Below are 10850 nucleotides of genomic sequence, written 5' to 3'. Positions count from 1 at the left end.
CAACTGGTCACCCACCTGGCTACACGCCGTCCGCAGACCCATCCCCGGGTTGTCCCCGAGCGTCTCCTTCACCATCCGAACCGAGCGCTCACGCAACTCGTCCGTGTACTTCCTCGGAACAGGCATGACTCCACCCTTTCGCGGGATCAGACCCTCCACCAGACCCGGGGCGATTCACAGTGGTGCGAGGCGCACCACGTCCAGCCCTGGTCCACCGGCGGGCCCACCGACCTGGGCAACGGGGCGCTGCTGTGCGGACGGCACCACACCCGGGTACACGAGCTGGGCCTGGACGCCGAAGTCACCCCCTGGGAAGTCACCTGGCACCGACCCCCACCACCGCAATCACCACAGCAATCACCACCGCAATCACCACCGCAATCACCACCGCCGGCAGCACGATCGGCAGCACCGCCGGCAGCACGATCGGCGGCACCGCAATCACCACCGCAATCACCACCGCCGGCAGCACGATCGGCAGCACCGCCGGCGGCACGGGATCGGCCGCCGCCAGCCGCCACCGCGACCAGGACGGGAACCCGGACCGACCCCGGGATCAGGGTCGGTGCTGGGGTCAGTGCCCGTCCTGACCCACCTTGATCCGCCGAGTCGGCGCGCCATCCCTAATTCGAACTCGGATGACGTGGACACTCGCACGCATGGCGGAGACAGCGGCGCGGTCATTAACCGTGAAGGAGTGGGAGCAGCGCACCGAATGGCCGCTCGCCGCTGTCGCTGTCGGGTTCCTCATCGCGTACGCCGTGCCGATCCTCTCTCCCGGCGCCAGGCCTGCGCTGGTGCACTGGTGCGAGGTTGTTGCGATCGTGTCGTGGATCGCGTTCGCCCTCGACTATCTGATCAGGGTCCGTCTGGCTACGAGCCGGTGGCGTTACGTCCGTCGACACGTGTTGGATCTGGCCGTCATCGCCCTGCCGCTCCTGCGGCCGTTGCGTTTGCTCCGGGTCGTCGCAATCCTCGCGGTGCTCAACCGAGGCGTTTCCGGGGGCCTCAGAGGCCGGGTCGCCGTGTATGTCATCGGAGCCTCGCTCATGACGATCTTCGTAGGTGGCCTCGCCGTCCTCGATGCAGAACGAGCCTCGCCAATCGCGAACATCCGGACCCCTGGCGATGCATGGTGGTGAGGCCATCACCACCATCACGACCGTCGGCTACGGCGATCGCTATCCCACAACCCTCACGGGCCGGTTCGTAGCCGTGGCCATGACGATCTGTGGCATTGCCCTCGTTGGCATCGTGACTGCCTCTCTTGCTTCCTGGCTCATCGAGAGGCTCAGTGCCGAGGATCGGAAGACGCGAAGCGAGCTGGCCGAGGTCCTGGACGAGATCAGGACGCTCAAAGCGGAGCTTGCGGCCAGGGACCGGAACGACGATCCGGGCGCAAGGACCTAGGCCCCGTGCCGCCGCAAGGCCGATGTGACGCGGCCACACCTTCGCCGTCAGGCAAAGACAGGCCCTTGCGGGCCCCGTCGTCTAACGCGTAACGCGACGCCATCGCGGACCAGGACTGGCAGAGTAGCGGCATGGCCGCACGAGAGCTCGACGTCGTCCTTTACGGTGCAACGGGGTTCGTCGGTTCCCTGACCGCCGCACATCTGGCGAAGCACGCCGATCCCGACCTTCGAGTCGCACTTGCCGGTCGCTCACGGTCCAAGCTCGACGCCCTTCGATCGGAGCTCGGCGACGGCGCACGCGCCTGGGAGCTGGTCACCGTCGACGCCAACGACGGAGCCGGGCTCCGTGCCCTCGCGGCGCGGACCGCAGTGCTGGGGACCACGGTGGGGCCGTACGCGGCATACGGCAGGGATGTCGCGCGCGCCTGCGCCGAGGAAGGCACGCACTACGCGGACCTGACGGGCGAGGTGCTCTTCGTCCGCTGGTCGCTCGACGAGCTCGACGCGCGCGCCAAGGAGACTGGCGCCGCCATCGTCCATGCGTGTGGGTTCGACTCGATCCCCTCCGATCTCGGGGTTCTCATCACGGCCCAGCGGGCCCGCGCAGACGGTGAGGGGAGCCTGGGCGAGACCACGCTGCTCGTGCGGTCGCTGAAGGGCGGCTTCTCGGGTGGCACCGTCGACTCGGCCCGCAAGCAGGCGATCGCTGCCCGCGCCGACCAGTCCGCGCGCCGGACGTTGAGCGATCCGTACGCCCTCAGCCCGCGTCGGGCCGAGGAGCCGAAGTCCACGCGGACCCCCACGAGCGGCATGGCAGGGGCGCTGCGACGGTTCGTTCCGATTGACCGTGACCCCGGCACAGGCCGGTGGACCGGTCCTTTCGTGATGGCGTCCTTCAACACCCGAGTCGTGCGGCTGTCGAACACCTTGAGCGACTGGTCATACGGACGCGGGCTGCGATACCGGGAGGTGACCGACTTCGGAACCGGACCGATGTCGCCGGTGATGGCGGCCGGGATGGCCATCGGTCTCGGAGGGGTCGCTACCGGCCTGGCCTTCGGACCGACCCGAGCCGTGCTGGACCGGGTGCTGCCGAGGCCGGGGGAGGGCCCGAGCCCCGAGCAGCAGGCCGCGGGCAGGTTCCGGATGGACATCCGGGCGACGACGACCACGGGCGCGCGATACGTCACGCGTGTCGGCGCCGATCACGATCCCGGCTACAGCGGGACTGCGGTGATGTTCGGCCAGTCCCTCATCTGTCTGGCGCGCGACCAAGGAGTCCCGGGGCGGGTGGGTGTCTGCACGCCGGCCACCGCGATGGGCGACGCCCTGGTCGACCGGCTGCGCCAGCAGGACTTCACGTTCGAGGTGGAGCGCGTCGCGTCGACCTGAGCGCCAACGACGCCCAGCCCGACGGCCGAGCGCGTGATGCCACCCCCAAAGGAATGCTTGACAGTGCTCGGGACCTCACGCCATACTCTCAAACATGTCTTTGGAAGAGGGTCGCATCAGCGAGCTGAGGGCCACCGCGCACCCGCTCCGGCTGCAGATGCTCTCGCTGCTGACCGGTGCGGAGCTGTCGGCGGCCGAGGTCGCGCGTGAGCTCGACATCACGCAGGCGAACGCCAGCTACCACCTGAGGTTCCTCGAGGCAGCCGGCCTGATCGTGGTCGCCGGCGAGGAGAAGGTCCGTGGAGGCCGCGCGAAGAAGTACCGGCACCCGTGGGACGCGCATCGCTCCCCGTCGGCACCGAGCGACGAGAGGGACCTACGCCATTACGTGCGCGTCCTCGCCGATGCGATCCCGGCGCGCTTCGAGGATCGCCAACCTGGGGAGCGAACCCTCTCGACCGATGCCGACCTCTGGCTCGAGCCGGAGGACTGGCAGCGTGTGGTGGACCTCGTGACCGAGGCGAGCCTGCTCATGCATGCAAGCGCCAAGCCACCCCGCACGTCGGGCACGGTGCGCGCCAACCTGTCCGTGATCGCCTTCCGCATGAAGCCTGAAAGCAGGGGAACCCGATGAAGGTCAAGGAGTCGTTCGCCGCACTGGGTGACCGGCGTTTCGCGTGGTACTTCGCAGCTCGGACCGTGTCGACCGCGGGCACGGCCATGGTGCCCGTCGCCCTGGCGTTCGCCGTGCTGCACATCGACCAGTCCGCAGGAGCGCTGGCGCAGGTGCTCGGCGTGCGCACCCTGCTCATGGTGGTGTTCCTGCTCGTCGGCGGAGTGATCGCAGACCGCTTCTCGCGCATCGTCGTCCTGCAGGTGTCGCACGTGCTGACGATGCTCACGCAGGGCGTGGCGGCGGCGCTCATCATCAGCGGCCATGCAACCCTCACCCAGCTGACCATCCTCGAGGGCGTCAACGGTGCCGTCTCGGCGTTCACGATGCCGGCGATGATGGGCGTGGTCCCGCTCGTCGTCGACCGCCGGCTGCTGCAACAGGCCAATGCGCTGCTGTCCTTCAGCCGAAGCGGGCTGACCATCATCGGCCCTGCCGTCGCCGGTGCCCTCGTCGTCGGCATCGGGCCCGGGTGGGCCCTCGCGGTCGACGCCTTCACGTATGCCGTTGCGATCGTCTGCCTGACACAGATCCGGCTCCCGCGGCGCGAGGAGGAGAACCGTCCGGCCCGGGCCTCGATGGTTCGCGAGCTCCGCGAAGGGTGGGGTGAGTTCACCCGACGCCAGTGGCTCTGGGTCATCGTGCTCGCCTTCGGCCTCACCAATGCGATCCACGTCGGGGTCATCGGTGTCCTCGGGCCACTCATCGCCTCCTCCACGGCCGCCATCGGCGAGGCCGGCTGGGGGCTCATCCTCAGCGCGGAGGCTGTCGGGACCGTGCTCATGACACTGGTCATGCTGCGGCTCAGGCTGGCCCATCCCCTCCGCGCCGGGATGATCGCGATCACGGTGGTCGCGATCCCGATGGCCCTGTTGGGGCTGGCGCCCGCGCTCGTGCCGGTTGCGGTCGGCTTCTTCCTGGCTGGAGCGGCAGTGGAGGTCTTCAGTGTCGGGTGGAGCACGGCGCTCCACGAGCACATCCCGCTCGGGGTGCTCTCACGAGTCTCGAGCTACGACGCAGTGGGCTCGTTCGTGGCCATGCCGATCGGCACCTTCCTCTACGGCTGGCTGGCCTTCCACGTCGACGTCGAGACACTCCTTGTCGCGAGCGCGGCCATCTACGCGGCGATCTCGCTCTCGGCACTGCTGTCGCGTTCCGTGCGCGACCTGGGCAGAAGCGTCGAGGAACCGACCGACACACCCCGACAAGGGACCGCGCCAGTGCCCGCCGACGGTGCGCCTGACCCGTCAAGGGACCGGATCGTCGACGCCGTCGCCGACTGAGCCCACAACACGCCACCGTTCATACGCGGCAAGCCACCGGGGCTCGCCACCAGCGGTCCCCGACCGGGCCCGGCCCTAGACTGTCGGTCGCCCCTTTGCCGACGTCAGGAGCCTCATGTCGATCAAGGACATCCGCCTGTTCGGGGACCCGGTGCTGCGCAGCCGCGCCGCCGAGGTCGCCGACTTCGACAAGGAGCTCCGTGCCTTGGTCAAGGACCTCGAGGACACGATGATGGACGCGCCCGGCGCAGGCCTGGCCGCCCCTCAGCTCGGCGTCGGACTGCGGGTGTTCACCTACTACGTCGACGGAGCCCTTGGTCACCTCGTGAACCCGGTGCTGGACCTGTCTGACGAGGAGCAGGACGGGCCGGAGGGGTGCCTGTCGATCCCCGGCCTCGCCTTCGACACCAAACGCGCCCTGTCCGTCGTGGCCAAGGGCCAGAACATGTGGGGTGAGCCGGTCGTCGTCGAGGGCAGTGAGCTGCTCGCCCGCTGCGTGCAGCACGAGACTGACCATCTCGACGGCATCCTCTTCATCGACCGGCTCGACCCGGAGGCCCGCAAAGAGGCCATGCGCGCGATCCGGGAGGCCGAGTGGTTCGCAGAGAACCCCCCTGAGGTTCGGATCAGCCCGCACTCCACCTTCGGTCGGGCGATGTGACATGAGGGTGGTGTTCGCGGGCACACCCGAGGCGGCCGTGCCCAGCCTCGACGCAGTGGCCGCCTCGAGCCACGAGCTCGTCGCGGTGGTGACGCGGCCTGATGCGCCCTCGGGGCGAGGGCGGCGTCTCGAGGCGTCTCCGGTGCGTCTTCGTGCAGACGAGCTCGGCGTACCTGTGCTGACGCCGACCCGGGTGCGCGACGACGACTTCCTCGAGCGGCTTCGCGACATCGGTCCGGATGCGTGTCCCGTCGTCGCGTACGGCAACCTGATCCCACCGGTCGCACTCGACATCCCGCGACACGGGTGGGTCAACCTGCACTTCTCGTTGCTGCCCGCCTGGCGGGGGGCGGCCCCGGTCCAGCACGCGGTGATGGCAGGTGACGAGGTCACCGGCGCGTCGACCTTCCTCATCGAGAAGGGGCTGGACACCGGACCCGTCTACGGCGTGATGACCGAGGCGATCCGGCCGACCGACACGGCGGGCGATCTCCTGGACCGCCTCGCCGTCGCCGGGGCAGGCCTGCTGGTGGCCACTCTGGATGGCATCGAGACGGGTGCGCTCGTCGCGAAACCCCAACCGGCGGAAGGTGTTTCACTGGCGCCCAAGATCGATGTCGAGGACGCCCGCATCGAGTGGAGCCGACCCGCCCTCGCCATCGACCGGCTGGTCCGAGGCTGCACCCCGGCTCCCGGTGCCTGGACGACGTTCCGTGGGGAGCGCCTCAAGGTCGCCCCGCTCGTCCTCGCGACGCCCGATGAGCTGCCCAGCCAGGTGCCTGGTAGCGCCCACGTGGACGTGCAGGCCGACAGGCCTGGCGACGGCCCGCGTCCCGCCCGGCTGGACCCCGGCCGGATCGCCGTCACGAAGCGCGCCGTGTTCGTCGGAACCGGCAGCGTTCCCGTCCGGCTCGGCGTCGTCCAGGCGCACGGGAAGAAGCCGATGCCGGCGGCGGACTGGGCCCGCGGCTCCAGGATCGAGCCGGGGGAGGGCTTCGGCGATGGGTGAGTCCAGAGGTCGCGGGCGGCAGCGCCCACCCGCGCGCGAGCGGTCTGCCCAGCACCGTTCGGCACAGCGGCCGGCGGAGCGAAGCCGACGTACCGACCTTCCCCGCCTCACGGCATACACGGTCATGCGGGAGATCGCCGAGGGTGCTTATGCCAACCTCGTCCTCCCGCGACTGATGCGGGAGAAGCGCCTCACCGGCCGCGACGCGGCCTTCACGACCGAGCTGGTCTACGGCGCGACGCGCCTGCACGGTCTCTACGACGCCATCGCCGCGCGAGCTGCCGACCGCCCGGTCGACAAGATCGACCCGCGCGTGCTCGACACCATCCGGCTCGGCGCCCACCAGCTGCTCGGCATGCGCGTCCCGACCCACGCCGCCGTCGACGAGACCGTCGCGCTGGCGCGGCAGGTCAACGGGGCCGGCGCGGCGGGTTTCGTCAACGCGGTGATGCGACGGATCAGTGAACGTGACCTCGACGAGTGGCTCGAGGTCGTGACCGCCGGGGTCACGGACCCGTTGGAGGCTCTCGCGGTCCGCACCTCGCACCCGCTCTGGGTCGTCAAGGCCCTTCGGGCGGCCCTCATCGGTCATGGGGCGGCGACGTCTGCCACCGTCGACGGGCCGCTGACCGCGCTGCTCGAGGCCGACAACGCGCCCGCCAAGGTGACCCTCATCGCCCGCCCTGGCCTCGCGAGCGTGGACGAGCTGGTCGCTGCAGGGGCCACGCCGTCGACGACGAGTCCGGTGGGTGCCGTTCTGCCAGAAGGCGACCCAGGTTCGATCGCGGCTGTCCGCGAGGGTCGCGCGGCCGTCCAGGACGAAGGGTCTCAGCTCCTGGCGCTTGCACTCGCCGCGGCTCCCGTGGAGAGCCGCCCCGGCACGGAGCGGTGGCTCGACCTGTGCGCTGGGCCGGGAGGCAAGGCCGGCCTGCTCGCCGCGATCGCCGTTCAGCGGTCGATTCCCTTTGTCGCCAACGAGATCAGCGAACATCGGGCGGGACTCGTCCGTCAGACGCTCGATGCGGCCTCTCGTGCGGCCACGGCCGCAGGGACGACTGTGGAGGTCCGGCAAGGCGACGGTCGCGACGTCGGGGCTGCGGAGCCGGCGGCATACTCCCGCGTGCTCATCGACGCTCCGTGCACGGGCCTCGGAGCGCTCCGGCGCCGTCCGGAGGCCCGCTGGCGGCGCAGCCCCGGCGACGTCGCCGCCCTGGCGGGGCTCCAGCGCGAGCTGCTCGCGTCGGGGATCGACGCCACGATGCCGGGCGGGCTCATCGGCTATGCGACGTGCAGCCCCCACCTCAACGAGACGCGCTTCGTCGTCCAGGACGTCATGAAGAAGCGCTCGGACGCCGAGGTCGTCGACGCTCGTGAGCTCTTCGTCGACACCGCCGGTATGCCGCTGGGTGGGCTCGGTGAGGGCCCGTTCGTCCAGCTGTGGCCGCACGTGCACGGCACTGACGCGATGTTCTTCGCACTCCTGCGCAAGCTCTAGGGTGGCTGCCGTGCTGATCTCACCGAGCATCTTGTCGGCGGACTTCGCCAACCTCCAGTCGGAGCTCGAGCGCATCCGCAACGCGGACTGGGCGCACGTGGATGTCATGGACGCCCATTTCGTGCCGAACCTCACGCTCGGCCTGCCGGTCGTCGAGGCCCTGCTCAAGGTGAGCCCTGTCCCGGTCGACGCGCACCTGATGATCGAGGACCCCGACCACTGGGCGCCGATGTACGCCGAGGCGGGCTGTCAGTCGGTGACCTTCCACATCGAGGCGGCGCGCGACCCACGCGGCCTGGCGCGAGCGCTGCGCGCTGCCGGGGCTCGCGCGTCGATGGCGATCAAGCCCGCCACGGAGTTCGCGCCGTACGAGGACCTGCTGCCCGAGCTCGACATGGTCCTGGTCATGACCGTCGAGCCCGGATTCGGCGGCCAGTCGTTCATGGCCGACCAGATGCCCAAGGTCGCGCAGGTGCGAGAGGCCGTGCGGCGGCACGGCGGCGAGATCTGGGTCCAGGTGGACGGAGGCGTCAGCCTCGAGACCATCGAGCAGTGCGCCGAAGCCGGTGCAGACGTCTTCGTGGCTGGTTCGGCGGTGTACGGCGCTGAGGACGCGGCCGGGGCGATCGATCAGCTGCGGGCGCTGGCCGACCAGCACGCGCACTGAGCGCGGCCACCGCGTCCCCGGGGCGTCGTGGCGTCCGAGTGGGGACCATCACGTGGGCGGGCGGGGGCGCCGGGTGCGCCCGGTGGCATACTGGGGCTTACGTGCTCCGGGGTCGGTGTAATTCCGAGCCGGCGGTGATAGTCCGCGACCCGGCCGCAGCCAGCGGCCGGTTGACCTGGTGAAACTCCAGGACCGACGGTGAAAGTCCGGATGGGAGGCAGCACGAGACAGGCCGTCGTCGGCCGGTGTGCGGCACCGTGAGGTCCTCCGCCATCCGACCCGACCTGTGGAGTCCCCCGGAGTTCGTCCGTTCAGTATCACCACACGAACTTCGAGGACGAACACCACATGGTCACTCTCGCGCTCGCGGACGAGTCGAAGAACGTCTTCCAGCAGCTCATCGACGCTGCGATCCCGGTCGGGCAGTACCAGCTGCACTGGCTCGAGCTCATCGGCGTGCTCATCGGCGTCGCCTCGGCCTGGCTCGGCATGAAGCGCCTGGTCTGGGCCTGGCCGGTCGGCATCGTCGCCAACGTCATGCTTTTCTTCGTCTACCTCGGTGCCCTTTTCGGGGCCGACGAGCGGATCCCGCTGTTCGGGCAGGCCGGACGGCAGGTCTTCTTCATCATCACCAGCATCTACGGCTGGTGGCGCTGGTCCCGGGTCCGTCGGCTCAACCATGCCGATGACCCGTCCGGGGCTGCGATCACCCCGCGCTGGGCGACGACGCGTGAGCGGACCGCCGTCATCGCCCTGTGGCTGGTCGGCACGATCATCGTCGCCCAGGTCTTCAAGTGGATCTGGAGCCTCGCGCCCAACCCGTTCTTCACGCCCGAGTGGTGGTTCTACTGGTGCGACGCGTGGATCTTCGTCGGCTCGATCGTGGCGACCTACGCGATGGCGCGCGGCTGGAACGAGTTCTGGCTGGCCTGGATCGGCGTCGACCTCGTCGGCGTCCCGTTCGGGCTCGCCACCGGCTACGTGCCGACCGCGGTCCTCTACACGTTCTACGGCGCGTTCGTCGTCTACGGGTTCATCCAGTGGGTCAAGGTGTCCCGCACGGCCAAGCCTGACGTCGAGCCGGCGCTCGCGGACGCGAAGGCCGGCTGATCGGGCGGTCGCGCGACATGACGGACAGGCCCCACTCGATCGACAGCATGGGCCCAGCGGCGGCGTCCTGGATGCGGCGGGCTCTCCACCTCGCCGCATCCGGGCCGTGGCCTGACCCGAACCCTCGGGTCGGCTGCGTCCTCGTGGGTCCGGCGGGTGAGGTCGTCGGTGAGGGGTACCACCGGGGTGCCGGCTCACCCCACGCGGAGGTCGACGCGGTGGCTGCCGCGGGCACGCGCTCACGGGGCAGCACGGCATACGTCACGCTGGAGCCGTGCTCGCACGCAGGCCGCACCGGGCCCTGCGCCGACCTGCTGGTCGCAGCCGGGGTCGCTCGCGTCGTCTTCGCCCAGACCGACCCCAACCCTGAGGCGGCCGGCGGTGCGGAGGTGCTCCGCCGTGCCGGGGTCGACACCGTGGGGGGCGTGCTCGCCGACGAGGCCGCCGCGCTCAACGACCGCTGGTCGCGCACCGTCGCCCTCGGTCGCCCGCTCGTGACGTGGAAGTTCGCGGCAACGCTGGACGGTCGCAGCGCAGCGTCCGACGGGACCAGCCAGTGGATCACGGGGGAGGCCGCACGCGCCGACGTCCACGTTCAGCGGGCCATGCGCGACGCTGTCCTCGTCGGGACCGGCACGGTGATCGCCGACGACCCGAGGCTCACCGTTCGTATGCCGGATGGCGGGGAGGCCGCTCGACAGCCACTTCGCGTCGTCATGGGAGAGCGCTCCGTGCCTCGCGGTGCCCGCCTCTATGACGGCCCCGGGGAGGTCCTGCACCTCGCCACACGCGAGCCGGGAGAAGCGCTGCGTGCCTTGTGGGACAGGGGAGTCCGCGATGTGTGGCTGGAAGGAGGCCCGACGCTGGCGGCGGCCTTCCTGACCGCTGGACTAGTGGACGAGGTCTACGCGTACCTCGCTCCGGCACTGCTAGGGGATGGCCGCGCAGCGGTGGGCGACCTGGGCATCGGCACGGTGTCGGACCTGGTGCGGCTGGTGCCGGTCGAGGTCACCTGCGTCGGCGACGACATCCGGATCCACGCCATTACTCAGGCGTGTGCGGATCCGTCGGGTCGAGCCACATCTGGGTCGGGCGTCCCGAACGAGGCATGGGAAGCAGCAGAGGGTACGAGGAACAGGGAGTAGGAG

12 protein-coding genes, 1 pseudogene and 1 riboswitch are annotated in these 10850 nt (G+C 70.1%); of the genes and pseudogenes, 12 read left to right on the top strand and 1 reads right to left on the bottom strand.

Annotation, left to right across the window (positions count from 1 at the left end):
- Positions 1-3 precede the first annotated feature (3 nt).
- Positions 4-267 (top strand): annotated as a pseudogene (locus ACWEOW_RS12920) (HNH endonuclease); the annotation flags it as partial.
- 49 nt (positions 268-316) lie between these two features.
- Here the strand turns inward: ACWEOW_RS12920 and ACWEOW_RS12915 are convergent.
- Entirely contained in the window at positions 317-484 is a 168-nt protein-coding gene (locus ACWEOW_RS12915; protein WP_452269610.1) for a hypothetical protein, read from the bottom strand.
- Positions 485-659: 175 nt separating this feature from the next.
- Here ACWEOW_RS12915 and ACWEOW_RS12910 point away from each other — a divergent pair, with 175 nt between their 5' ends.
- From ACWEOW_RS12910 to ribD, 11 genes are all read left to right on the top strand, one after another.
- Positions 660-1142, top strand: coding sequence for a hypothetical protein (locus tag ACWEOW_RS12910; RefSeq protein WP_452269606.1), 483 nt, complete (start codon positions 660-662; stop codon positions 1140-1142).
- A complete protein-coding gene (locus ACWEOW_RS12905) occupies positions 1129-1410 on the top strand; it encodes an ion channel (RefSeq protein ID WP_452269605.1) in 282 nt (93 codons plus the stop codon). Before ACWEOW_RS12910 ends, ACWEOW_RS12905 begins: the two co-directional genes overlap by 14 nt.
- Before the next feature lie 131 nt (positions 1411-1541).
- Positions 1542-2804 carry a saccharopine dehydrogenase family protein gene (locus tag ACWEOW_RS12900; protein ID WP_452269604.1) on the top strand — a complete coding sequence of 421 codons (1263 nt, stop codon included), beginning with the start codon at positions 1542-1544 and terminating at the stop codon, positions 2802-2804.
- 94 nt (positions 2805-2898) lie between these two features.
- Positions 2899-3438 (top strand): ArsR/SmtB family transcription factor, encoded by a 540-nt coding sequence (locus ACWEOW_RS12895; protein ID WP_452269603.1) that lies wholly within the window; start codon positions 2899-2901, stop codon positions 3436-3438.
- Entirely contained in the window at positions 3435-4760 is a 1326-nt protein-coding gene (locus ACWEOW_RS12890; protein WP_452269602.1) for an MFS transporter, read from the top strand. The genes ACWEOW_RS12895 and ACWEOW_RS12890 overlap by 4 nt, the downstream gene beginning before the upstream one ends.
- Positions 4761-4875: 115 nt before the next feature.
- Positions 4876-5421, top strand: a complete 546-nt coding sequence (gene def, locus ACWEOW_RS12885; RefSeq protein WP_452269601.1) for a peptide deformylase — start codon at positions 4876-4878, stop codon at positions 5419-5421.
- 1 nt (position 5422) lies between these two features.
- Entirely contained in the window at positions 5423-6430 is a 1008-nt protein-coding gene (gene fmt, locus ACWEOW_RS12880; RefSeq protein ID WP_452269600.1) for a methionyl-tRNA formyltransferase, read from the top strand.
- Complete coding sequence (locus tag ACWEOW_RS12875; protein WP_452269599.1) at positions 6423-7925, top strand: RsmB/NOP family class I SAM-dependent RNA methyltransferase; 1503 nt, start codon at positions 6423-6425, stop codon at positions 7923-7925. Before fmt ends, ACWEOW_RS12875 begins: the two co-directional genes overlap by 8 nt.
- A gap of 10 nt (positions 7926-7935) precedes the next feature.
- Positions 7936-8592 carry a ribulose-phosphate 3-epimerase gene (rpe, locus tag ACWEOW_RS12870; RefSeq protein ID WP_452269598.1) on the top strand — a complete coding sequence of 219 codons (657 nt, stop codon included), beginning with the start codon at positions 7936-7938 and terminating at the stop codon, positions 8590-8592.
- Positions 8593-8690: 98 nt separating this feature from the next.
- Positions 8691-8819: riboswitch (FMN riboswitch) on the top strand.
- Between the two features lie 121 nt (positions 8820-8940).
- Positions 8941-9702: a nicotinamide riboside transporter PnuC gene (gene pnuC / locus ACWEOW_RS12865; protein ID WP_452269597.1), complete on the top strand. Its 762-nt coding sequence runs from the start codon at positions 8941-8943 to the stop codon at positions 9700-9702.
- A 17-nt stretch (positions 9703-9719) separates the two neighbouring features.
- Positions 9720-10847: a bifunctional diaminohydroxyphosphoribosylaminopyrimidine deaminase/5-amino-6-(5-phosphoribosylamino)uracil reductase RibD gene (ribD, locus tag ACWEOW_RS12860; RefSeq protein WP_452269596.1), complete on the top strand. Its 1128-nt coding sequence runs from the start codon at positions 9720-9722 to the stop codon at positions 10845-10847.
- The last annotated feature ends 3 nt before the right edge of the window (positions 10848-10850 follow it).

Source organism: Monashia sp. NPDC004114, assembly GCF_053603855.1.
The sequence above is the reverse complement of the archived record's forward strand: the minus strand, read 5'-3'. Positions and strand labels throughout refer to the sequence as shown.

Excerpts from the sequence above, each read along its gene's own strand:
- pnuC (WP_452269597.1), top strand. The coding sequence starts at position 8,941 with ATGGTCACTCTCGCGCTCGCGGACGAGTCGAAGAACGTCTTCCAGCAG.
- ACWEOW_RS12875 (WP_452269599.1), top strand. The coding sequence starts at position 6,423 with ATGGGTGAGTCCAGAGGTCGCGGGCGGCAGCGCCCACCCGCGCGCGAG.
- ACWEOW_RS12900 (WP_452269604.1), top strand. The coding sequence starts at position 1,542 with ATGGCCGCACGAGAGCTCGACGTCGTCCTTTACGGTGCAACGGGGTTC.
- fmt (WP_452269600.1), top strand. The coding sequence starts at position 5,423 with ATGAGGGTGGTGTTCGCGGGCACACCCGAGGCGGCCGTGCCCAGCCTC.
- ACWEOW_RS12890 (WP_452269602.1), top strand. The coding sequence starts at position 3,435 with ATGAAGGTCAAGGAGTCGTTCGCCGCACTGGGTGACCGGCGTTTCGCG.
- ACWEOW_RS12905 (WP_452269605.1), top strand. The coding sequence starts at position 1,129 with ATGCATGGTGGTGAGGCCATCACCACCATCACGACCGTCGGCTACGGC.
- def (WP_452269601.1), top strand. The coding sequence starts at position 4,876 with ATGTCGATCAAGGACATCCGCCTGTTCGGGGACCCGGTGCTGCGCAGC.
- ACWEOW_RS12895 (WP_452269603.1), top strand. The coding sequence starts at position 2,899 with ATGTCTTTGGAAGAGGGTCGCATCAGCGAGCTGAGGGCCACCGCGCAC.
- ribD (WP_452269596.1), top strand. The coding sequence starts at position 9,720 with ATGACGGACAGGCCCCACTCGATCGACAGCATGGGCCCAGCGGCGGCG.
- ACWEOW_RS12910 (WP_452269606.1), top strand. The coding sequence starts at position 660 with ATGGCGGAGACAGCGGCGCGGTCATTAACCGTGAAGGAGTGGGAGCAG.